16 protein-coding genes, 1 tRNA gene and 1 riboswitch are annotated in these 21,458 nt (G+C 67.3%); of the genes, 2 read left to right on the plus strand and 15 right to left on the minus strand.

Annotation, left to right across the window (positions count from 1 at the left end; all coding sequences use genetic code 11):
- Positions 1-15 precede the first annotated feature (15 nt).
- Positions 16-89, minus strand: a tRNA-Gly gene (locus PSEWESI4_RS05865).
- Between the two features lie 94 nt (positions 90-183).
- Positions 184-1,062 carry an alpha/beta fold hydrolase gene (locus PSEWESI4_RS05870; protein WP_187670255.1) on the minus strand — a complete coding sequence of 293 codons (879 nt, stop codon included), beginning with the start codon at positions 1,060-1,062 and terminating at the stop codon, positions 184-186.
- A gap of 605 nt (positions 1,063-1,667) precedes the next feature.
- Between PSEWESI4_RS05870 and PSEWESI4_RS05875 the strand changes: the two genes are divergently transcribed.
- Positions 1,668-4,535, plus strand: coding sequence for an HD domain-containing phosphohydrolase (locus PSEWESI4_RS05875; protein WP_187670256.1), 2,868 nt, complete (start codon positions 1,668-1,670; stop codon positions 4,533-4,535).
- A gap of 232 nt (positions 4,536-4,767) precedes the next feature.
- Here the strand turns inward: PSEWESI4_RS05875 and PSEWESI4_RS05880 are convergent, their stop codons facing one another.
- The 12 genes from PSEWESI4_RS05880 to PSEWESI4_RS05935 form a co-directional block, all read right to left on the minus strand.
- A complete protein-coding gene (locus tag PSEWESI4_RS05880; RefSeq protein WP_187670257.1) occupies positions 4,768-5,481 on the minus strand; it encodes a murein L,D-transpeptidase catalytic domain family protein in 714 nt (237 codons plus the stop codon).
- A 72-nt stretch (positions 5,482-5,553) separates the two neighbouring features.
- Positions 5,554-6,582, minus strand: coding sequence for a L,D-transpeptidase (locus tag PSEWESI4_RS05885; RefSeq protein ID WP_187670258.1), 1,029 nt, complete (start codon positions 6,580-6,582; stop codon positions 5,554-5,556).
- 153 nt (positions 6,583-6,735) lie between these two features.
- A complete protein-coding gene (locus PSEWESI4_RS05890) occupies positions 6,736-7,425 on the minus strand; it encodes a pseudouridine synthase (RefSeq protein ID WP_187670259.1) in 690 nt (229 codons plus the stop codon).
- Positions 7,425-7,634 carry a cysteine-rich CWC family protein gene (locus PSEWESI4_RS05895; protein ID WP_187670260.1) on the minus strand — a complete coding sequence of 70 codons (210 nt, stop codon included), beginning with the start codon at positions 7,632-7,634 and terminating at the stop codon, positions 7,425-7,427. Before PSEWESI4_RS05895 ends, PSEWESI4_RS05890 begins: the two co-directional genes overlap by 1 nt.
- Positions 7,635-7,714: 80 nt before the next feature.
- Complete coding sequence (locus PSEWESI4_RS05900; protein ID WP_187670261.1) at positions 7,715-9,193, minus strand: sensor domain-containing diguanylate cyclase; 1,479 nt, start codon at positions 9,191-9,193, stop codon at positions 7,715-7,717.
- Positions 9,194-9,326: 133 nt separating this feature from the next.
- The gene (gene atzF / locus PSEWESI4_RS05905) at positions 9,327-11,129 is read right to left on the minus strand and encodes an allophanate hydrolase (protein WP_187670262.1); all 1,803 of its coding nucleotides are present in this window, start codon (positions 11,127-11,129) and stop codon (positions 9,327-9,329) included.
- Between the two features lie 93 nt (positions 11,130-11,222).
- Positions 11,223-15,014 carry an urea carboxylase gene (locus PSEWESI4_RS05910; RefSeq protein WP_187670263.1) on the minus strand — a complete coding sequence of 1,264 codons (3,792 nt, stop codon included), beginning with the start codon at positions 15,012-15,014 and terminating at the stop codon, positions 11,223-11,225.
- Positions 15,015-15,327: 313 nt separating this feature from the next.
- Positions 15,328-15,963, minus strand: a complete 636-nt coding sequence (locus tag PSEWESI4_RS05915; RefSeq protein WP_187670264.1) for an urea amidolyase associated protein UAAP2 — start codon at positions 15,961-15,963, stop codon at positions 15,328-15,330.
- A gap of 61 nt (positions 15,964-16,024) precedes the next feature.
- On the minus strand, positions 16,025-16,753 hold the full coding sequence (locus PSEWESI4_RS05920; RefSeq protein ID WP_187670265.1) for an urea amidolyase associated protein UAAP1: 729 nt from the start codon (positions 16,751-16,753) through the stop codon (positions 16,025-16,027).
- 2 nt (positions 16,754-16,755) lie between these two features.
- Complete coding sequence (locus PSEWESI4_RS05925) at positions 16,756-17,556, minus strand: ABC transporter ATP-binding protein (protein ID WP_187670266.1); 801 nt, start codon at positions 17,554-17,556, stop codon at positions 16,756-16,758.
- Entirely contained in the window at positions 17,553-18,368 is an 816-nt protein-coding gene (locus tag PSEWESI4_RS05930; protein ID WP_187670267.1) for an ABC transporter permease, read from the minus strand. Before PSEWESI4_RS05930 ends, PSEWESI4_RS05925 begins: the two co-directional genes overlap by 4 nt.
- 64 nt (positions 18,369-18,432) lie before the next feature.
- Positions 18,433-19,500 carry a putative urea ABC transporter substrate-binding protein gene (locus PSEWESI4_RS05935; protein ID WP_187670268.1) on the minus strand — a complete coding sequence of 356 codons (1,068 nt, stop codon included), beginning with the start codon at positions 19,498-19,500 and terminating at the stop codon, positions 18,433-18,435.
- A 62-nt stretch (positions 19,501-19,562) separates the two neighbouring features.
- Positions 19,563-19,662: riboswitch (guanidine-I (ykkC/yxkD leader) on the minus strand.
- A 297-nt stretch (positions 19,663-19,959) separates the two neighbouring features.
- On the opposite strand from PSEWESI4_RS05935, the gene PSEWESI4_RS05940 reads away from it, so the two are divergent.
- A complete protein-coding gene (locus PSEWESI4_RS05940) occupies positions 19,960-20,394 on the plus strand; it encodes a hypothetical protein (protein WP_187670269.1) in 435 nt (144 codons plus the stop codon).
- A 70-nt stretch (positions 20,395-20,464) separates the two neighbouring features.
- Here PSEWESI4_RS05940 and PSEWESI4_RS05945 read toward each other — a convergent pair whose 3' ends face one another.
- A complete protein-coding gene (locus PSEWESI4_RS05945; protein WP_187670270.1) occupies positions 20,465-21,367 on the minus strand; it encodes a LysR family transcriptional regulator in 903 nt (300 codons plus the stop codon).
- Positions 21,368-21,458 lie beyond the last annotated feature (91 nt).

Below are 21,458 nucleotides of genomic sequence, written 5' to 3' on the forward strand. Positions count from 1 at the left end.
GGGCCTCGGGAATTCTGGAGCGGGCGAAGGGAATCGAACCCTCGTCATGAGCTTGGGAAGCTCAGGTAATGCCATTATACGACGCCCGCCTGACGCGGGTGCCTTTGTACCAGAACTGTGCCGGGAATTGAAGCCCGCTCCGAGTAGTCGATGCTCGGGACTGCCGGGCCTGGTTCCGGTCGTTCACATCGCCATCGCCGGTTGCAGGTCGGTGAACGGCAGGCGGTGCTGGCGGCTGGGCGAGGCTTGCAGGAAGCCCAGCAGGGTGTGCTGCATCTGCAGCCAGGCATGCTTGTGCTCCATGTCGAGGAAGTGCCCCGCGTTCTCGATGGTCGCGAACTGGCAGTCGTTGACGTGGCGCGCGAACAGCCGCGCATCCTCGGGGGTGGTGTACTCGTCGCGATCGCCGTTGATGAACAGCAGCGGGATCTCGATGTTGGACAGGCATTCCAGTTGGCAATGGCTGTCGAGGTTGACCACCTTGTGGATGTGCGCGTGCATTTGCCGGTACTCGTGCTCGGCGAGACTGCTGATGTGCCGGTAGTTGTAGCGCTTGAACAACGAGGGCAGGTGCTTGCCGATGGTGTCGTTGACCAGCCGGCCGACGTTTTCGCGGTCGATCGATTGCAGGTAGCGGACCCCTTTGCCCAGGTAGTCGAGCATCGCCTCGTTGAGCAGCGGCGAGAAGGAGCTGATCACTGCCTTCTCGATGCGCTCGGGCTGCTGGGCGAGGGCCAGCAGGGACGCGACGCCACCCCAGGAGAACGACATCAGGTAGTTGACCTGGAAGTGCTCGATCAGCCCGAGGAGGATCTGTGCCTCGTCTTCCTTGGAGATCGGCTGGGCGTGGTGGTTGTACGGCTTCGACTGCCCCGAGTAGGGTTGGTCGTAGAGCACCACGTTGAACTGCTTCTGCAGGTATTTGACCGTCTGCGCGAATGAGGCGGTGGTTGCCAACGAGCCGTTGACCAGGATGATGGTCTTGCGGGCTGTCGGGCAGGAGTAGAACTCAGTGTGTACGTATTGGCTGTGTACATGAACGACAGCGGTTTCTGGCCTCATGTCGTCTTCCTCCTGGCGCAGTTTGGGCATGGCGGACGGGATCTCCGTTCACCGGGCTTCATCGGGGCAGTCAGCTAAGCGCCTGAACGTGACAGCAGGATGTCAGGCTGGAGGAGTTCTTATTGGGATGTGGCCCCAGGGTCAGGATCCGCAAAGGACCTTGCCGGCCGACGCCGTTCGGGCGTGTCGGGAAAGGCTTTGCGCAGGCAGGAATCCAGTTTGCGCCGAAGCGCGGGTAACCGAGGAAACGCTTAGATGGTCGTTGTGACTCTTGGGTCACACTCTGACCTTATGGCCTGATTTAAACAGGCCATCCTTGGGTTCGCAAGAAGCTTCAAGGGTTTTTTAAGGATCAATAAGGAATAAGCCCAGCGCTTTTCCATGTGCCGATTACACTGATTCTGAAGCCGGCAATGCGCCAGCCAGGTTGGTTTCGACTCTCCCCCGGACATGGATTTCAAGATGAGCGCGGATTCCTTCGCAACGGCTGTTCGCTGGACTCGTGGCTGGCCGGTAGTTGGGTTGCCGGGAGGGGGAGGGCGTGCCCGCGCTCCGCACCTGGCGGATGAATCGTCCGGTGCCGGCCCGGACGGAGGGTGTCGGCCATGAACAGCGCCGGTCGCGGTATTTCCCTGCAGGTGCTGATCGCCCTGGCGATCATGCTCAGTACCCTGGTGCTCGGCGGCGCGCTGGCGTGGCAGGGCTATCACGGCATCCAGCAGACCCTGGTCGCCGCCGCCGGCGACACCGCCCAGCAACTCGGCAAGACCATCAACGAGCGTGCGCGACGGTTGATCGACCCGGCGCAGAGTTCCATCCGCCTGCTGGCCTACGACTCGATCTCCGAGGCCGACGATCTGCCGCAGCGTCTCGAACGCCTGCCGCTGCTGGTGGAGAGCCTGGACGCCAACAGGATGCTCAGCGCGGTCTACATCGGCTACCCGAACGGCGAGTTCCTGCTCGTGCGCCGGCTGCGCGATGTCGAGATCCGGGAGCGTCTCGAGGCGCCGGAGAACAGCGAGTTCCTGGTGCAGAGCATGAGCCTCGGCGAGGACGGGGCGATGCTCGGCGAGTGGCGTTTCTACGATAGCGCCCTGACCCTGCTGAAGACCGAGGCGAGGCCCGACTACCGTTTCGATCCGCGCACCCGGCCGTGGTTCAGCGAGGGCATGGAGCGCGAGGACACCGTGCTGACCCGGCCCTACGTGTTCTTCACCACCCGCGAGATCGGCCTGACCCTGGCGCAGCGCACGGTCGACGGTGGGGCGGTGATCGGCATGGATGCCTCGGTGGACGACCTCGGCGGCGAGGTGCAGGACCTGCGCATGACCCCCGGGACCGAGATGGCGGTGGTCGACAGCGAAGGCAGCGTGGTGGCCTACCCGGACCTGCAGCGGGTGATCGTTGCCGAGGGTGAGCAGTTGCGCCTGTCGCGGATCACCGAGCTGGGCGTGGAGAGCCTGGTGCGGATGTTCGCCGAGCCGCCGGCGGGCAACTCGCCGCAGCGTTACCTGGTGGACGGCCAGGAGTGGTACGGGATGCAGACGCCGCTGTCGAGCTTCGCCCAGCAGGACGTGCGGGTGCTGATCGCCGTGCCGGCGGCCGAGCTGCTGGCCGGCGCGCGCCAGGCCCTGTTCGACCAGACGGTCTGGGCGTCGGTGCTGATTGCCCTGTTGCTGCTGATCGGCTGGGCGCTCGGCCAGCGCATCGGGCAGCCGCTGCGCGCCCTGGCCGATCAGGTGCGCGCCCTGGCCGGCTTCGACTTCAGCCGCGAGGTCGGGGTCAGCTCGAAGGTCACCGAGGTGGGCGAGCTCAGCCATGTGCTGCGCCGCATGTCGCGCACCATCCACAACTTCCAGGCGATCACCCTGACGCTCAGCCGCGAGACCCGCCTGGAGAGCATGCTCGGCGGCGTGCTCAACCGACTGGTCGAAGCCACCGGGGTGGATGGCGGGGCGGTCTACCTGCATGACGACGAGGCGGATGCCCTGCGGCTGTCCACCCATTGCGGCGAGAAGGCGTATCCCGAGGTGCTGCACCTGGTGGCGCGCAGCCACGAGGACCTGGCCGCGGCGGTGGCCCAGGCGCTGGAGAGCCAGGCGCACTACCTGGCGGTGGCGCTCAACGACCGCAGCCACGAACTGCTCGGCATCCTGGTCCTGCAACTGGCGCCCGAGCACCGGCAGGAGGGCGAGGTGCAGCAGCCGTTCCGGACGTTCGTCGAGGAACTGTCCGGCGCCGCCGCCGTGGCCATCGAGACGCGCCAGTTGATCGAGGCCCAGCAACGCCTGCTGGATGCGATCATCAAGCTGCTGGCCGACGCCATCGACGCCAAGAGCCCCTACACCGGCGGCCACTGCGAGCGGGTTCCGCAACTCGCCGAGATGCTGCTGGACAAGGCGGTCTCCGCCGAAACCGGGCCCTACGCCGACTTCAGCATGGACGAGGCCGAGCTCTACGAATTCCGCATCGCCGCCTGGCTGCACGATTGCGGCAAGATCACCAGCCCGGAATACGTGGTGGACAAGGCCACCAAGCTGGAGACCCTGTACAACCGCATCCACGAGATCCGTACCCGCTTCGAGGTGCTCTGGCGCGACGCCGAGATCGATTACTGGCAGGGCATCGCCAGCGGTGGCGACCAGGAGTCGCTGCAAATGGCCCTGGAGCGGCGCCGCGCCGAGTTGCAGGAGGAGTTCGCCTTCGTCGCCAACGCCAATATCGGCGGCGAGTTCATGAAGGACGAGGACGTCGATCGGCTGCGGGAGATCGGCAAGCGGCGCTGGTGGCGGCACTTCGACAACCGCATCGGCCTGTCCCACGACGAGGCCGAGCGGCTGGCGGCGGTGCCGCTGGCGCAACTGCCGGTGGAGGAGTCGCTGCTCGCCGACCGCCCCGAACACCTGGTGCCCTGGGGCGACCGCAAGCCGCCGGTGGACAAGGACGATCCGCGCAACGTCTGGGGTTTCGACATGCGCCTGCCGGCCCAGGCCTACAACTACGGCGAGCTGTACAACCTGGGCATCCGTCGCGGCACGCTGAACGAGGAAGAGCGTTTCAAGATCAACGAGCACATCGTGCAGACCATCATCATGCTCAACACCCTGCCGTTGCCGCGCCAGTTCAAGCGCGTGCCGACCATCGCCGGCAACCACCACGAGAAGATGGACGGCACCGGCTACCCACGGCGCCTGCGCAAGGAGGACATGGGCATCGCCGAGCGGGTCATGGCGATCGCCGACATCTTCGAAGCGCTGACCGCCGCCGACCGCCCCTACAAGGCGCCGAAAACGCTTTCCGAATCGGTGCGCATCCTCGGCTTCATGGCCCGCGACCAGCACATCGACGCGGACTTGTTCAGGCTGTTCCTGACTTCCGGGGTGTACCGCGAGTACGGCGAGAAATTCCTGCGCCGCGAGCAGCTCGACGAGGTGGACATCCGGCCTTATCTGGAGATGCTTGGTGGTTCGTGATGGGGCTGAGGTGGGCGTAGACGTAGGGTGGGCTTCAGCCCACCGGGTTGATGGGTTTCTCTTGATAGGCTTTGAGAGGGTGGGACAGTTGCTGACTGTTTGGTGAGTGCGATTGGGATACTCCGCCCCTCACCCCAGCCCTCTCCCGGAGGGAGAGGGCTGGGGTGAGGGAGCGTGCGTTCAGGCTACTACGAGGTTCAGGCGTACCCCGGATTCAATCCAGGAAAAACCATCACTTACTGGCAATCGTCTGCTCAGCCAGCGGGCAGCCCTGGGCGCTGAGGAAGCGGGAGTTCTTCAGCCATTCCTTCTGCGGGTAGTAGGCGAACACGTAGCTGCCGCGCTGCAGGGTGCTGATCAGCTTGCCGGCGATCGCCGGGCGTACCGCCGGGCAGCCCTGGCTGCGGCCGAGACGGCCGAGGCCGGGGACCACCTTGGGGTCGGCGTAGGCGGCGGCGTGCATGACGATGGCGCGCGACATGCTGTTGTCGTTGAAGCCCGGCTCCAGGCCTTCCAGGCGCAGCGAGCGGCCGTGGCGGCCGTGGTAGGTCTGCCCGGTGCTGAACAGGCCGAGGGACGACTGGTAGCTTTCCGGCACGTTGGAGAACGAGGTCGGCACGTCGGCGCCGCTGTTCTTGCCGTGGGTGACCCATTCCTCGAACAGCAGCCTCTTGGCCTTCAGGTCGAACACCCACAGGCGCTTGTCGCGCGAGGGCTTGGAATAGTCGATCACGGTCAGCAACTGGCCGGTGTCGCCCTGGCTGGCGCACTGGTAGGCGGTCAGCGCCAGGCGCAGGGCCGACAGGTTGGCATTCGGCGCCAGCCGCTGGAGTTCCTGGGCGCTGGGCAGCCTCTGGGCATGCGCGGATTGCCAGGCGCAGGTGGCTAGAAAAAGGCCGAAACTGGCCGCACAGAGCCGCAAGGCTCCCCCCAAACGGTCAATCATTCCCCAAACCCCAACGTCATTATGGTTATGAACCAACCGCGGCATTCTGCTTGAATTTTATACAGATTCCGATCATTTCTTGACCGACGGCACTCCGCGCGCCGTCCCTTCCGTGCTGATCACGGTGAGCTGGCCGTCGCCCCGGCTCTCGCGGGTGGAGGCCAGGTCGGTGATCACCAGGGTCGTGCCGACATCCATGATCCGGTGCAGGCGGTTCAGGAAATCCGGGTCGACGCTGATCTGGCCGAGCTGTTCGAGAGGCGTCTGGCCGAACTCCGGATTGCTCAGTTGCACTGCCGACCAGCGCAGCGACGGCGCCGGGGCGAACTCGCTGGCCAGGGGTTTCTGCAACAGCGAGAACACGGCCATGCCGGAGCGTTGTTCGCCGCTCGGCACGAATACCGGCGCGGAGCCGATCAACTGGCCGCCACGGAACACGTAGACGCGCAGGTCGGCGCGGCTGACCAGGATCGACAGCGGGCCCTGGTCGTTGCCGGGATCGTCGAGGTAGGCCTCGCCGCCGATCAGCGGCACGCCTTCGGGTTTGCCGTCCTCGACCAGCGGGGCGATCAGGCCGGGGTGGTTGACTTCCACCGGCGCGCTGTTGACGTCGGAGATGACCACCGTGGTGGAGCTGAAGCCGGTGATGCCGTACAGCGCCTTGGCGAAGTCCGTGGGCAGGCGGATGCAGCCGTGCGAGGCCGGATAGCCCGGCAGGTTGCCGGCGTGCAGGGCGATGCCGTCCCAGGTCAGGCGCTGCATGTAGGGCATCGGCGCGTCGTTGTAGAGGTCGGAGTGGTGGATGGTGCGCTTCTGCAGGATGCTGAACACGCCGGTCGGCGTACCGTGGCCGGGTTTGCCGGTGCTCACGGTGCTGACGCCGATGGCGACGCCGTTGCGGTACACGTAGGCGCGCTGCTCGGTGAGGCTGACCACCACGGTCACCGGGCCGCGTGGCGAAACCTGCGGCATCCAGATGAACTGGCCGGGCTTGAGCGCATCCAGTTGGCGCCTGAGTTCTTCGGTACTGGGCGCCTTGAGCGGCGCGGCGAAGGCGGGGAGGGTGGCCAGCAAGCCCAGGGCGAGGAGCAGGTGTTTCATCGGGGTCGTCCTTGATGGTCTCGTGGGCAGCTTAGACGGGGATTTTCGGGGGCGGCAAACTGGTGGGCAGGAGTGGTTGTCCTGGGTTTTCTGGATCCCCGCGAACGCGGGGACCCAATGAACACAGGGAATCCAGAAAACCGCACGAGGCCTTCAGAACGCAGCGATTTCCTGCGGAGTGAGCAGGCGGTAGCGGCCTTCTTCCAGGTCGCCCAGGTGCAGCGCGCCGATGCGCTCGCGGTGCAGGCGCACGACCTTGTTGCGGAAGTGGCCGAACATTCGCTTGACCTGGTGGTAGCGGCCTTCGTGCAGGGTCAGCCGGGCGCGGTGGCTGCCGAGGATCTGCAACTCGGCGGGGCGGGTGACGATGTCCTCGTAGCGGAAGTGCAGGCCACGGGCGAAGGTTTCCACGTATTCCTCGGCGATCGGCTGCTCGGTCTCGACCAGGTAGACCTTGGGCTTCTCGCTCTGCGGCAGGGTCAGGCGGCGCGACCAGTGGCCGTCGTTGGTGATCAGCACGAGGCCGGTGGTGTTGAGGTCGAGGCGTCCGGCCAGGTGCAGGTCGTGCCTGTCCGGCTCGTCGAGCAGGTCGAGCACGGTGCGGTGTTCGGGATGCTCGGTGGCGCTGACCACTCCGGCCGGCTTGTGCAGCATGAAGTAGCGCGCCGGCTTTCCGGCCTGCAACACCTGCCCGTCCAGCTCGACGCGGTTGAACTCGCGCACTTCCAGGCGGCCGTCGCGCACCGTGGCGCCATCCACCCGCACGTGGCCGGCGGCCAGGGCCAGGCGGGCGTCGCGGCGGTTGCCGTGGGGCAGGTTGCCGAGCAGGCGGTCGAGGCGCATCAGTCGTCCTGCCCGGGCGGCAGCCGTTGCGCGCAGTGCGGACACAGGCAGGCGCGCCGGCGCAGTTCGGGCGGGATGCGTTCCAGCGCCTGGGGATCGATCTCCGCGCTGAAGCACCAGCAGTCCTCGCCGCTGCGGTCGTTGGCGGCGACGCCACAGCGGTTGGACTGGCCGCACAGCGGGCAGCGGGTGGGGTCGAGATCGGTCATCGTGGCGCGGTGATGGTATACGGAACGGCAGTATGTAGGAGCGGCCCATGGCCGCGAAAGGCCGGCGGTCGGCCGGGCGGTCAGTGCCCGGCCGGCTCCACGCAGACCCGGTTGCGCCCGGACTGCTTGGCCCGGTACAGCGCGTGGTCGGCCCGCGAGATCAGGCTGTGCAGGGTGTCGTCGGCGCGCAGCTCGGTGAGGCCGAGGCTGGTCTCGACCTTGAGCTCGGCCTCGGCGAACCGGAAGCTGCTGTCGTTGATCCGCTGGCGAAGCTTCTCGGCCAGTTGATAGGCGGCGTGGTGATCGGTGTTCTTGAGCAGCACGATGAACTCCTCGCCGCCCCAGCGGCAGAGGATGTCGGACTGCCGCAGGCTGTCGCGCAGCCGGCTGGCGAAGCTGCTGAGTACCTGGTCGCCGGCCAGGTGGCCATGGCTGTCGTTGAGCGCCTTGAAGTGGTCGATGTCGATCAGCAACGCGCTGAGCGGTTCCTGGTTGCGCTGTGCCTCGCGCAGGGCCTGGCCGGCCAGCAGGTCGAAGCCGCGCCGGTTGGGCAGGCCGGTGAGCATGTCGGTGGTGGCCAGCGCTTCGATGTCCTGCTGGTAGCGGCGCACCAGCAGGCCGACCAGCGCCAGCACCACCAGGGTGATCAGCAGGCAGATCAGCATGTTCAGGTAGAGGCTCTGGCGGATGCCGGCCAGCGCGCTGCTGTCCTGCTTGTCGACGAACAGGTACCAGTCCAGCTCGGGGATGAAGCGCACGTTGAGGAAGTGGCCGCGGTCGTGTTCCTGGTACTCGTAGGTGCCGCTCTGCGGCTTCGGCAGTTTGCTGAGCAGGTTTTCCAGGCCGTCGATGTCCCGCAGCGACTGGCCGGTCCGCGCGCCGAACGGCCCGCCTTCGGCGCCGGTCAGGGTGATCTTGCCCTCGGTGTCGACGAAGTAGACGTTGCGCTCGTACTTGCGCTGGTACTCGTCGATCAGCTTGACCACTGCGTCGACGGTCAGGCCGACGCCGGTGGCGCCGAGGAAGTTGCCCTCGTAGTCGAGCACCCGGTAGTTGATGAAGAAGGTCAGGCGGTCCTGGTTGGCCATGTCGACGTCGACGTTGATCTCGTAGGGCTCGGCCATGTCGCGCACGCGGAAGTACCAGACGTCTCGCGGCTCGTCTTCCCGCACGGTCTTGAGGACGCCCTTGGCCTGGTAGTAGGTGTGGGTCTTCTCGGAAATGAAGAAGCTGGTGAAGGTGCCGTAGTGCTCCTGGACCTCGCGCAGGTAGCGAGTCATCTGGTCGACGTCGCGTTCGCCGTTCATCACCCAGTCGCGGACGAAGGTGTCGCGGCTCATCATCGAGGAGATCAGCACCGGGCGGACCAGGTCCTTCTGGATTTCCGAATACACGGTGTCCGAGGTCAGCGGCAGCTCGGTCTCGACGATGCTGGCGTGGATGGCGTCGCGCGAGGCGTAATAGCTGGCCAGCGAGGTGGCGAGGAAGCCGCAGATCAGCAGGAGGAACAGCAGCAGGAGCAGGGACAGCTTGGCGTGGTTCAGGGAACGCTGCGGCATGAAGGCATCCACGAGGAATTGTGGCGCAATGCTAGCGTGGCCCGAGTACAAGTGCCATCGCTTGTACGCCGGTACCAGACCAGCGTGATGGGGAAAGGCGGCCGGCGCTATCCGGGCCGGCCGCCGGATGGGCTCAGCGCCCGGCCAGGTAGGCGCGCCAGCCGCCGTGGCCGGTGATGTCCTCGGCGCCTTCCAGCCCATGGGGTTCGCAGATGAAGCCGGTCTCCCAGCGCCCGTCGATGAGCTGCACCTTGCCGAGCCCCAGCGGCGCCGGGATGCCGGTGAGGAACGAGCCCAGCTCGCCGCTCGGTAGCTCCCACACCTCCACTTCGATGGACGCGCCGCCGGTGGCGACGCGCAGCATGCCCGGACGGAAGGGCGGGCCTCCGGCCAGGGCGTAGAGCTTGTAGTCCGGCGAACTGCGCGTCGCCTCCAGCAGGCGGCCGCCGCGCTGGCGGAGTTGCCAGTTCAGCGGCAGGCCGTCCAGGTGGGCGCCACAGACCACCAGGCGGGCCCTGTCGTTGCGGGCGGGGTTGCCCGGCGCGGCGAGCTGCGCCGGGCGTCCGCCGGCCAGCGGCAGGTCGTGCTGGCGTTGCAGGGCGTCGGCCAGGCCGAGCAGGTACTGGTCGGTGAACGCGCGGCCGAACAGGGTCACGCCCCAGGGCAGTCCGTTGTCCATGAAGGCGCTGGGCACGGCGACGGCGGCGTAGTCCAGCAGGTTCATGAAGTTGGTGTAGTAGCCGAGGTCGGAATTGCGCGCCACCGGTTCGGCGTGCAGTTCGGCCAGGGTCACCGGACGCGGGTAGGCCGGGGTCAGCACGCAGTCGAGATCTTCGAGGATGCGGTCGCAGATGGCCTTGAGCGCTTGCAGGCGGTACTGGGCGCGGAAGGTGTCGACGCCGCTGACCTTCGGCGCCTGCTCCAGCACGGCGCGGATCACCGGCAGCACGGCTTCGGGGTTCTCTTCGATCAGCGAGCCGGCGACGCTGTAGCGCTCGGCCACCCAGGGGCCCTGGTAGAGCAGGCGTGCGGCTTCCAGGAACGGTTCGAAGTCGATCGGCACCGCTTCGCCGCCGAGCGCTTCCAGCCGTGCGACGGCCGCGGCGAACAGCGCCGGGCTTTCCGCGCAACCGAGGAACTCCAGTTGCGAGGGCACGCCGAAGCGGAAGCCCTGGCGCGGCGCGCCAAAGGCATCGCCGGCATTCCACAGCGGGTTGGCGCGGCTGTATTCGTCGCGCGGGTCGAGCCGGGCGGTCAGGGCGAGCAACTGGCTGGCTTCGCGAGCGGTGGCGGTGAGGTAGGTGACGCAGTCCAGGGTGCGGCAGGCCGGTACCACCCCGGCGGTGGAGAGCAGGCCCTTGGTGGCCTTGAGGCCGACCAGGTTGTTCAGCGCCGCCGGCACCCGGCCGCTGCCGGCGGTGTCGGTGCCCAGCGCGAAGCTGGCGACGCCGAGTGCCACCGCCAGCGACGAGCCGGAGCTGGAGCCGCCGGCCGGGTAGTCCGGGTGCACGCTGTTGCGGCAGGCGCCGTAGGGCGAGCGGGTGCCGTTGAGGCCGGTGGCGAACTGGTCGAGATTGGCCTTGCCCAGCGGCACCGCGCCCAGGGCGATCAACTGCTCGACCAGGGTGGCGCTGCGTTCGGGCACGTAGGCGTAGGCCGGGCAGGCGGCCGTGGTGGGAATCCCGGCCAGGTCGATGTTGTCCTTGATGGCGAAGGGCACGCCGTACAGCGGCAGGTCCGCCGGGGACTTGCCGTCCAGCGCGGCGAGGTAGGGCTCCAGTTCGTCCAGGCCGAGCAGGTGGATGAACAGGTGGTAGTCCGGGTTCAGCGCGGCGGCCTTGTCACGCAGGGCTGCGATCAACTGGCGCGGGGTGCTGCGGCCTTCGCTGTAGATGGCGCGGATGGTATCCAGGCGCAGATCGAATTGGTGTTGCATGTGTCGTGTCCTCCGTAGGGCGGATCGGGGCTACCCATCCACCATCGATGCCGGGGCATCGCAATTGGGGCGGCCGGCGGTCCGGCGGCCGTTTCAGACTTCTTCCATCACCACCACCCGCTGTCCCGCGCGCACCGGCGAGCCGGGCTGCACGCGCACTTCGCGGACCACGCCGTCGCGCGGCGCGGTGAGGGGGATTTCCATCTTCATGGACTCCAGGATGACCAGTACGTCGCCAGCCTTGACGCTGGCGCCGGCCTCCACCTGCACCTGCCAGAGGTTGCCGGCTATATGGCTTTCGATGGCGTGCTGGCCGGCGCCGAGCGGGGTGTCCTCGCCGAGCTCGGCGGCGACTTCCTCGCTGTCGAAATGCGCCTGGCCGGATTCGATCCAGCGCTGCCGCTCGGCGTCGAAGGCCGCCTGCTGGCGACCACGGAAGGCGGCGATGCCCTCGGCCTCGGCGGCCAGGAAGGCCTGGTAGTCGGCCAGGTGCAGATCGCTGTGCTCGATGCGCAGCGGGTAGCGACCGAGCGGGAAGTCGCGGCGGATGCGTAGCAGTTCCTCCGCGCTCACCGGGTAGAAACGGATCTGGTCGAAGAAGCGCAGCAGCCAGGGCTTGCCGTCGAAAGCCTCGACCGCGCGGTAGCGGTTCCACATCTGCAAGGTGCGGCCGACGAACTGGTAGCCGCCGGGGCCTTCCATGCCGTACACGCACAGGTAGGCGCCACCGATGCCCACCGAGTTTTCCGCCGTCCAGGTGCGCGCCGGGTTGTACTTGGTTGTCACCAGGCGATGGCGCGGGTCCAGCGGCGTGGCCACCGGCGCGCCGAGGTAGACGTCGCCCAGGCCCATCACCAGGTAGCTGGCCTCGAATACCGTGCGGTACACCTCGTCGAGGTCCGGCAGGTCGTTGATGCGGCGGATGAACTCCAGGTTGCTCGGGCACCAGGGCGCGTCCTTGCGCACCGTGGTCATGTATTTCTCGATGGCCAGTTGGCAGGCCGGGTCGTCCCAGGACAGCGGCAGGTGGACGATGCGCGACGGCACCTTGAGGTCGCCGGCGTTGCAGACGTCGTCCCACAGCCCGACGACGGTTTCCAGCAGGCTGGCCAGCGGCAGGGTTTCCGGCCGGTAGTGCACCTGCAGGGAGCGGATGCCGGGGGTGAGGTCGATCACTCCGGCGAGGTTCCTGGCCTCCAGCGCCTGCATCAGCGCGTGGGCGCGGAAGCGCAGCACCAGGTCCAGCTCGGGCTGGCCGATCTCCAGCAGCAGGTGGGTGTCGCCGGAAAGGCGGGCGACCAGGCGGGTGTCGGCCTCTCCTATGTCCAGCACGATGGGAGAGGTGAGCGGTGTAGGAGCGAGCTTGCTCGCGATCGGCGATGCCGAAGGATCGCCAGCAAGCTGGCTCCTACGGGCGGGTAGCCCGGATGCAATCCGGGAGGCGTCCGAGACACCGTCCTTTCCGGTTTGCACGGATAGGCTCCCTCTCCCATTCATGGGAGAGGGCTGGGCGGATTGTTGTGAAACGCCGTCCCTCTCCCCCGACCCCTCTCCCATAAACGGGAGAGGGGAGACAAGCGTGGTTTCGGCCTGGCGTATTTTCGCCAGCTCCCGCGCCATCCCGATATCCACCGGCACGAAGCGCACCTTGTCCCCGGCCTTGAGCTGGCCCAGTTGCCACAGGTCGGCCTCGATCACCGTCACCGGGCAGACGAAGCCGCCCAGGCTGGGGCCGTCCGGGCCGAGGATCACCGGCATATCGCCGGTGAAGTCCACCGCACCGATGGCGTAGGGGTTGTCGTGGATGTTGGACGGATGCAGCCCGGCCTCGCCGCCGCTCTCGCGTACCCATTCCGGTTTCGGGCCGATCAGCCGCACGCCGGTGCGGCTGGAGTTGAAGTGCACTTCCCAGGCGGTGGCGAAGAAGGTGGCGATGTAGTTTTCCGTGAAGTATTCCGGTGCGCCGTGGGGGCCGTAGATCACGCGGATTTCGCGGGTGGCGGGCAGGGTGGTGCGCAGCTCGGCCGGCAGGCTGGCGCTGGCGCTTGCATCGGCGAGGGGCAACAGGTGTAGCACGTCGCCGGCGCGCAGGGCGCGGCCTCCGTGGCCGCCGAACTGGCCGAGGGTGAAGGTGCTTTTCGAGCCCAGGTAGTCCGGCACCTGGATGCCGCCGCGCAGGCACAGGTAGCTGCGCGCGCCAGCGCCCTGGATGGTGCCGAGCGACAGGATGCCACCGGCCTTGACCCGCAGGGCGGTATCCATCGGTTGGTCGATGCCGTCGAGCTGCACCGGCAACGGCGCGCCGGTCACCGCCAGCACCGCGTCGGTGTTGAAGCGCAGGGTCGGACCGCTCATGGTGATTTCCAGCGCGGCGGCGTCTTCCTCGTTGCCCAGCAGGCGATTGCCCAGGCGCAGCGCGCGGTCGTCCATCGGCCCCGAAGGCGGCACGCCGACCGCCCAGTAGCCGAGGCGGCCGGGGTAGTCCTGCACCGTGGTCTGGGTGCCGGCGCCGAGCACTTCGACGGTGTCGGCCCGGTAGACGAGATTCTCCAGGCAGCGGGTCCAGGGCGCGCCGCTGGCGAAGGGGGCGTCGGCGAGGATCTGCCGCAGGTAGTCGCGGTTGGATTCCACCCCGTACAGGACGCTGTCGGCCAGCGCCTGGTCCAGCCCGGCGCTGGCCTGTTCGCGGTCCGGTGCCCAGGCGATCAGCTTGGCGATCATCGGGTCGAAGTAGGGCGGAATCTCGCAGCCGGCCTCGACCCAGGTGTCGATGCGCAGGGCCTTGCCGTCTGCCTCGGGGAACGCCACGGCGGTGAGCAGGCCGGGGCTGGGCTGGAAGTCGCGGCCCGGGTCTTCGGCGTACAGGCGCGCCTGGATGGCATGGCCGCTGGGCTCGAGGTCCTTGGCCAGTTCGGACAGCGGCGGCAGGTCGCCGGCCGCCAGCTCGACCATCCAGCGCACCAGGTCGACGCCCCACACCTGTTCGGTGACGCCATGCTCGACCTGCAGGCGGGTGTTCACTTCGAGGAAGTAGAAGCGCTCGGCCTCGCTGTCGTAGACGAACTCGACGGTGCCGGCGCTGCGGTAGTTCACCGCCCTGGCCAGCTTGATCGCCGCCGCGCAGAGTTCGTTCGCCATGCCGGCCGGCAGGTTCGGCGCCGGGGTTTCCTCCAGCACCTTCTGGTTGCGGCGCTGCACCGAGCAGTCGCGCACGCCGAGGGCGATGACTTCGCCCCGGCCGTCGCCGAACACCTGCACTTCCAGGTGGCGGGCGCGCTGGATGTATTTCTCGATGAACACCCCGGCGTCGCTGAAGTTGTTCTGGCCCAGGCGCTTCACCGCGTCGAAGGCATCGGCCAGCTCGGCGGCATCGCGGCACACGCGCATGCCGATGCCGCCGCCGCCGGCGGTGCTCTTGAGCATCACCGGGTAGCCGACCTGCTCGCCGGCCTCCAGCGCGGCGTCGAGGTTTTCCAGCAGCCCGGTGCCTTCCAGCATCGGCACGCCGTGCTGTTTGGCCAGCGCACGGGCAGTGTGCTTGAGGCCGAACACGCGCAGTTGTTCGGGCGTCGGGCCGACGAAGGCGATGCCGGCCGCTTCGCAGGCTTCGGCGAAGGCGGCGTTCTCGGAGAGGAAGCCGTAGCCGGGGTGGATGGCCTGGGCGCCGCTCTGCTTGGCGACGGCGAGGATCTTGTCGACCACCAGGTAGGTATTGGCCGCCGGGCCGTCGCCCAGGCTGTGCGCTTCGTCGGCCTGCTGGATGTGCAGGCTGGCGGCGTCCGCCTCGGAGTAGACGGTGACGCCGCCTACGCGCAGTTCACGGAGAGTACGCAGGATGCGGCAGGCGATGGCGCCCCGGTTGGCGATCAGGAGTTTGTCGAACATGGAGTCTGCCCCATGCAGTGGCGGGCCGTCCCGCCGCTATTCGGTCCGCACCCCGGTCGTCCGGGGTGGTTGATGCTTTGCTCCCTCTCCCATTTATGGGAGCGGGGGGTGATGCTGCGGCGTAGCCCGGATGCAATCCGGGGCTCCGGCGATCAGCGGCCGGTCAGCCCGCATCGCGAGCAAGCTCGCTCCTACAGGTTCTGCTTTGGCCTGGGATTTTGTTGCAGGCACTGCCCCGCGCGGCTCTGGCACAGCCAGAACAGCCAGCGCCGCAGCGCTTGCAGCGTGTCGCTTGAAGCTTGCGGCTGCTCCCTCAGTCCCATATCAGGATTTCCGCCGGCGTCGGGTTCCAGCCGTTGCACGGGTTGTTGAGCTGCGGGCAATTGGAGATCAGCACGATCACATCCATTTCCGCCTTCAGCTCCACGTACTTGTCCGGCGCGGAGATGCCGTCCTCGAAGGTCAGGCCGCCTTCCGGGGTGACCGGCACGTTCATGAAGAAGTTGATGTTGGCGCCGATGTCGCGCTTCTCCAGGCGGCCGTCGTGCAGGCTGGCGCGCAGGAAGTTGTCGCGGCAACTGTGCATGTAGCGCTTGTCCAGCGCGTAGCGCACGGTGTTGCTCTCCTGGGCGCAGGCGCCGCCGAGGGTGTCGTGGCGGCCGCAGGTGTCGGCGACGATGGTCAGCAGCGGGTTGCCGAGGTTGGAGTAGAGGACGCTGCCGGTGGTCAGGTACACGCGGTTCTGCCGGCGTAGGGTGCGTTGCGGGTCGTAGCGCTCGCGCGGGTTTTTCGCGCTGTAGAACAGGGTGTCGACCGCCTGGTTGCCTTCCAGGTCGAGCAGGCGCACGGTCTGCCCGGCCTTGACCTCGAACAGGAAGGGTTCGCCGGCCGGGATCACATGGCGGTAGGCGGCGGCTTCGGGGTGTTTGTCGCTGGTGGTGAGAGTCATCGGCGATGTTCTCCGGGGGTGTTTGTTCATTGGTTCCCCGCGTTCGTGGGGACCCAATCAATCAAATGAAAAGGCGTTCGGTGTTGTGGAAGCCGCGACCGTTCTCCGGGCGCGAGGTGCGGCAGAGGATGCTGATGCCATCGCTCTCCACCTTGCTCCAGCTCAGCCGGACCGGCTTGGGCGCGTATTCGGGGTTCGGGTCCATCGGGTGTGGCAGGGTGGTGAGCACTACCAGGGTGTCCATCGGCGCGTACAGCTCGACGTAGTCGCCGGCCCTGGAGTTGCCAGGCTCGAAGTGGAAGCAGCCGTCGCTGTCCACGGTCACCTTGCTGAACAGGTTGAGGACCATCAGCAGGTCCTGCAGGTTGAGGTTCCACTTGCCCATTTCCACCAGCAGGTTGTCCGTGCCGTTGCGGAAGAAGCCGTTGCGCAGTTCCTGGTAGCGGCCCTCGCCGTACTTCTCGCGGGTTTCCTCCGCGTTCAGCACGCCGCCGAAGCTGTCGTGCCAGCCGCAGGTGTCGGCGGTGATCGCCGCCAGCACGCGGCCCATGTCCGAGTACAGGCAGTGGCCGGCGGTGAGCCTGGCGGTGTGCTGGCACTTGAGGGTGTCCGGCAGGTTCAGGCGCTCGCTCTTTTCCTCGGCGTTGAGCAGCATCAGGCTGACGTTGGCGCCGCCTTCGAGGTCGGTGAGGCGCAGCAACTGGCCGCGCTTGAGGACGAAGGAGGTGTGGCCGCCGCCGGGGACGGTTTCCTCGTACAGGGTGGGGCGCAGGGCGAGAGAGGCAGTCATGCTCAGGCTCCTTGGATGGCGGGGTTCAGGCTGCCGGTGAGGTGTGCCGGCAGGGCTTCGACGGCGGCGCGCGCGGCGCGGCGGTCGCTGTTCAGGGGGATGTCGTAGGTGATCTGCGCGCCGTAGGCGTTGGGCGCGTGCGGGTCGTGGCGCGGCTTGTCGAACACCAGGATGCGGGTGCCCAGGCTGAAGCCTTCGGAGAGGTCGTGGGTGACCATGAACACGGTCAGCCGGGTTTCCTGCCAGAGCTTCAGCAGCAGCTCGTGCATGTCCTTGCGGATGCCCGGGTCGAGGGCGCCGAAGGGTTCGTCGAGGAGCAGTACGCGCGGTTTCATGATCAGCGCCTGGGCGATCGCCAGGCGCTGCTGCATGCCGCCGGAGAGCTGGCTCGGGTACTTGTCCAGGGCGTGGCCGAGGCCGACCTTCTCCAACAGCGCGGCGGCCTGCTCGCGGGCCTCGCGCTTGGCGTTGCCGAACAGGCGGCCGAGCAGCGGCGAGCGCGGCAGCTCCAGGCCGATGGCGACGTTGTCCAGCACGCTCAGGTGCGGGAACACCGAGTAGCGCTGGAATACCACGCCACGGCTGGCGTCCGGCTCGCCCGCCAGCGGCTGGCCGTCGAGCAGGATCTGCCCACGGCTGGCGCGCTCCTGGCCGAGCAGCAGGCGCAGGAAGGTGGACTTGCCGCAGCCGGAGGCGCCGACCAGGGTGCAGAACTCGCCCTCGGCGATGCTCAGGTTGAGGTTTTCGAGCACGATGTGGTCGTCGTACTCCTGCCAGACATTCTTCACGTCGATGAAACTCATGCCTTGGCTCCTTCATACCAGGGGAAGGCCAGGCGGGTGAGCTGGCGCAGGCCCAGGTCCATCAGCCAGGCGAGCAGGGTGATCCACGCCACGTAGGGCAGGATCACGTCCATCGCCATGTAGCGGCGGACCAGGAAGATGCGGTAGCCGAGCCCGTCGGTGGAGGCGATGGCCTCGGCGGCGATCAGGAACAGCCAGGCCGAGCCGAGCATCAGTCGCAGGGAGATCAGCAGGCGCGGCAGCAGTTGCGGCAGCACCACGCGGAGGATCAGCGTCCAGGTGCTGGCGCCGAGGGTCTGCGCCTTGATCAGCAACTCGCGCGGCAGCTCGCGGGCGCGCTGCTCGATGTCGCGGGCGATGCAGGGGGTGATGCCGATGACGATCAGCATCACCTTGGAGAGCTCGCCGAGGCCGAAGACGATGAACAGGATCGGCAGCACCGCCAGCGGCGGGATCATCGACAGCACGGTGAGCAACGGCGACAGCGGCGCGCCGAACAGCGGCACGGTGCCGGCGGCCAGCCCCAGGCACAGGCCGGCGAGGGCGGCGATGCCCAGGCCGATGCCGAGCCGGGTGAGGCTGGAGGCGGTGTCCTGCCAGAACAGGTACTGGCCGCTGCGCTTGTCCTCGGTGAAGGCCAGGCGCTCCACCGCGTCGATCATCTGCGCCGCGCTGGGCAGCAGCTTGTCGTTGGGGTTTTCCGTCAGCCGCGCCGCCGAGCCGGTGAAGTAGATGAACAGCAGCAGGGCGAACGGCAGGATCACCAGCAACAGACGGCTGGGGCGATCCGGGTGGCGGTTGATCAGGCGCATGGTGCTACCTCGGTTGGTGGGGCATTGGGTCCCCGCGTTCGCGGGGACCCAATAAAACAAGGGTTCAGAGCGTCCCTTCCGCCGCCATCCGCACGTAGCTCGGATCGAAGCGCAGCTTGACGTTGGCCTTGTCGCCGGTGACCACCTCGCGGGCGAAGCTCATGCCCACCGCCTGGGCATCGCTGGCGCCTTCGCCGAGCAGGCCGTGGGCGAAGGAGAACTCGGCGACCTTGGTCATGGTGGCCGGCAGCTTCGGGCTGGTGACGAACTCCAGCGCTTCCTGCGGCGTGTAGAACATCCGGGTGGTGGAGAGCTGCGCCTGGTAGCCGGCGAGGTCGGTGCCGGAGGTCTTGGCCATGTGTTCGAGGGCGGTCTTGCTTTCGTCGCCGTCGCCGCTCATCAGCGCCATCACCTCGAACCAGGCGCCGGTCAGCGCCTTGCCCAGGGCCGGGTTGCTGGCCAGGGTCGAGCTGTTGACCACCATCATGTCCATGATCTCGCCGGGGATCTGGCTGGAGTCGAACACCTCGCTGATGCCGGGCTTGGCCTTGATCTCGGCGAGCATCGGGTTCCAGGTGGCGACGGCCTGCACGTCGCGGGTGTCGAAGGCGGCGGCGATGTCGGCGTCGGAGGTGTTGATCACCTTGACGTCCTTCTCGCTCAGGCCGGCGCGCTCCAGGGCGCGGGCCAGGAAGTAGTGGGACACCGACAGCTCGACCAGGTTGATCGGCATGCCCTTGAGGTCGGCGAGCTTCTTGCCTTCGCCCTTGATCACCAGGCCGTCGTTGCCGTTGGAGAAGTCGCCGACGATCAGCGCGGTGGAGTCCACGCCACCGGCCGCGGGGATGGTCAGGGCGTCCATGTTGGTCATGGTGCAGCCGTCGAACTGGCCGGCGGTGTACTGGTTGATCGATTCGACGTAGTCGTTGAGCTGGGTGACTTCGATCTCGATGCCGTACTTCTTCGCCCACTTGTCGACGATGCCTTCGGTCGCCGCGTATTCCCAGGGCATCCAGCCGGCGTAGATGGTCCAGCAGACGTTGAACTTGTCTTTCTGCGCCGCGTGGGCGGAGAGGCCGAGGCTGGCGGCCAGGGCGGCGACGGCGAGCGGGAACAGACGGGGCTTGCGCATGTGGAACCTCCAGTTCTGGTTGTCGGCGGCAGGAGCGGCAGCACCTGACAGGTCAGGGTGCGTTCTCCCGGGCTTTTGTCCCGCCGTGTAACCTCGCTGGAGGTCGCCAGCTCTCGGACCAGTCGTTCGCTCGCGCGAACCGGAACCCTAGCCAGCCATTTGCAGATTGTGGTGCCGCGACCCGGCGTCCGGGCGACTCCTGCACGCCGGACACGAAGCGAAGGTCGTGCCAACTGCCGCGATTCCCCGTGGCAGGGGGCTCCGCGCCAACGGCGGGTGGATTTCGCAGGCGCATGTGCCCAGTGACGGGGCGGCGCGCACCATCCTGGCGCAGTCGGTGTAACAACTGGAAATGGAAGATCGCGATCGCCGGTCAGCACCGATCGGCGCGGGGGCATGTCCAATCAACTGAAGCCGGCCATCGCCGGCATCTTTCCTTGCGGTCGAAAGGAGGCCGCCATGATCAGTCGATTATTGCTTGTGATGCTGTGTGGCCTGGGGCTGTCCGCTTGCTCCTCCTACTATTACGACGATCGCTACGACCGCCATGGCGGCTATGTGGGGCAGCGCTACCATGATGGCGCCTACTACAGCGCCAACGACAAGTACCGTCGCTACGACAACAACTACCGGCGTTACGACAGCCGTTATGACCGGCGCTACGACCGCCGCTACGACGATCATCGCCGCTACTACCCGCAGCGCTACTACCGTGGCCAGGACGGCCACCTGCATCCCTATCGCCAGTACCAGGGCAAGGATGGCCCGCGCTACTACGTGGCGCCGCCGAAGAACGCCAAGTCGAAAACCCAGCGTTACCGCCAGGAGTATCGTCAGGAATATCGCCGTGACGGGCGGATACAGTCGCCGCGCTATGCGCCGCAGCGGTATTAGTTGAGTGGGCCGGAGACGGGGAGTTCTGGGTTGGACTCCGCCCCTGACCCCACTCCATACCTCCAGCCACTCACGCCGACAACTCTTCATCCTCCCGCAACACCAGGGCACGCAGGGCCTGGGCGGCCGGCGACAGACTGTGCCCGGCGCGGCTGACCAGCCCGTAGGCGGAGTTCCGGTTGGGGATGTCCGGTACCGGCGGCAGCACCGCCAGGCTGCCGTCCGCCACCGATTCGGCCACCACGTCCGAGGTCGCCAGGCCGAGCACGTCGCTGTGCTGCACCAGGTCCTTGAGCACCATGAAGTTGTCGCACTGGATGTCCGGCAACTGCTCGCGGCCGCTCAGTTTGCGTACCTGGTCGACCACTTCGTCCGGTAGTTGCGGACCGGCCAGCGGGTAGTCGGCGATGGCGTCCCGCGACAGGCGCCCGACCTCCAGCAGGGGATGGCCGGGCCGGCAGAAGTACAGGCCGGGGCGGGGCCGCAATGGCTCGACGGCCAGCAGCGGGTCGTCCAGCAGTTCCCGGCTCTCGGCGACGAACAGTTCGATGCCTTCGCCCAGCAGCCGCCGGCGCAGGCTGCGCCAGTCCTCGATCACCAGTTGCACGTGGATCTTCGGATAGCGCCGGGCCAGCCGGGCGAGCGCCCGTGGCACCAGGCGCGCCGCTGGGAAAGGGCCGGCGCCGAGGCACAGCTCGCCGGCTTCCAGGTTGCCGAGCTGGTTCACCGCGTTCTGCAGGGAACGGCTGCCGGCCAGCAGGCGCCGGGCATGCTCCAGCACCAGTTGGCCATGGGCGGTGAGCACGACGTGGCGCGTCCCCCGGTCGAACAGGCGGCAGCCGAGGCCGGCTTCCAGCGCCTGGATGCTGCGGCTCAACGCCGGCTGGCTGAGGTGGACCGCCGCTGCGGCACGGGCGAAGTGGCCGTGTTCGGCGACGGCGACGAAATGGCGGAGCTGACGTAGGTCATTCATGCGTTGCCTGCATGGAAGTTCGAATTGGAATGCATTGGAATTATTGACTGACCCTGCGCCATAGTGCGAGCCGTCTCTGTTTCCAATAACA

Origin of the sequence: Zestomonas carbonaria (genome assembly GCF_904061905.1) — a bacterium.
Lineage (GTDB): Bacteria > Pseudomonadota > Gammaproteobacteria > Pseudomonadales > Pseudomonadaceae > Aquipseudomonas > Aquipseudomonas carbonaria.

Bases quoted from the DNA above. Each gene is read 5' to 3' on its own strand.
- PSEWESI4_RS05885 (WP_187670258.1), bottom strand. From the start codon at position 6,582: ATGAAACACCTGCTCCTCGCCCTGGGCTTGCTGGCCACCCTCCCCGCC.
- PSEWESI4_RS05890 (WP_187670259.1), bottom strand. From the start codon at position 7,425: ATGCGCCTCGACCGCCTGCTCGGCAACCTGCCCCACGGCAACCGCCGC.
- PSEWESI4_RS05930 (WP_187670267.1), bottom strand. From the start codon at position 18,368: ATGCGCCTGATCAACCGCCACCCGGATCGCCCCAGCCGTCTGTTGCTG.
- PSEWESI4_RS05895 (WP_187670260.1), bottom strand. From the start codon at position 7,634: ATGACCGATCTCGACCCCACCCGCTGCCCGCTGTGCGGCCAGTCCAAC.
- PSEWESI4_RS05935 (WP_187670268.1), bottom strand. From the start codon at position 19,500: ATGCGCAAGCCCCGTCTGTTCCCGCTCGCCGTCGCCGCCCTGGCCGCC.
- PSEWESI4_RS05910 (WP_187670263.1), bottom strand. From the start codon at position 15,014: ATGTTCGACAAACTCCTGATCGCCAACCGGGGCGCCATCGCCTGCCGC.
- PSEWESI4_RS05920 (WP_187670265.1), bottom strand. From the start codon at position 16,753: ATGACTGCCTCTCTCGCCCTGCGCCCCACCCTGTACGAGGAAACCGTC.
- PSEWESI4_RS05900 (WP_187670261.1), bottom strand. From the start codon at position 9,193: ATGCCGCAGCGTTCCCTGAACCACGCCAAGCTGTCCCTGCTCCTGCTG.
- PSEWESI4_RS05940 (WP_187670269.1), top strand. From the start codon at position 19,960: ATGATCAGTCGATTATTGCTTGTGATGCTGTGTGGCCTGGGGCTGTCC.
- PSEWESI4_RS05870 (WP_187670255.1), bottom strand. From the start codon at position 1,062: ATGAGGCCAGAAACCGCTGTCGTTCATGTACACAGCCAATACGTACAC.
- PSEWESI4_RS05875 (WP_187670256.1), top strand. From the start codon at position 1,668: ATGAACAGCGCCGGTCGCGGTATTTCCCTGCAGGTGCTGATCGCCCTG.
- PSEWESI4_RS05915 (WP_187670264.1), bottom strand. From the start codon at position 15,963: ATGACTCTCACCACCAGCGACAAACACCCCGAAGCCGCCGCCTACCGC.
- PSEWESI4_RS05945 (WP_187670270.1), bottom strand. From the start codon at position 21,367: ATGAATGACCTACGTCAGCTCCGCCATTTCGTCGCCGTCGCCGAACAC.
- PSEWESI4_RS05925 (WP_187670266.1), bottom strand. From the start codon at position 17,556: ATGAGTTTCATCGACGTGAAGAATGTCTGGCAGGAGTACGACGACCAC.
- PSEWESI4_RS05880 (WP_187670257.1), bottom strand. From the start codon at position 5,481: ATGATTGACCGTTTGGGGGGAGCCTTGCGGCTCTGTGCGGCCAGTTTC.
- atzF (WP_187670262.1), bottom strand. From the start codon at position 11,129: ATGCAACACCAATTCGATCTGCGCCTGGATACCATCCGCGCCATCTAC.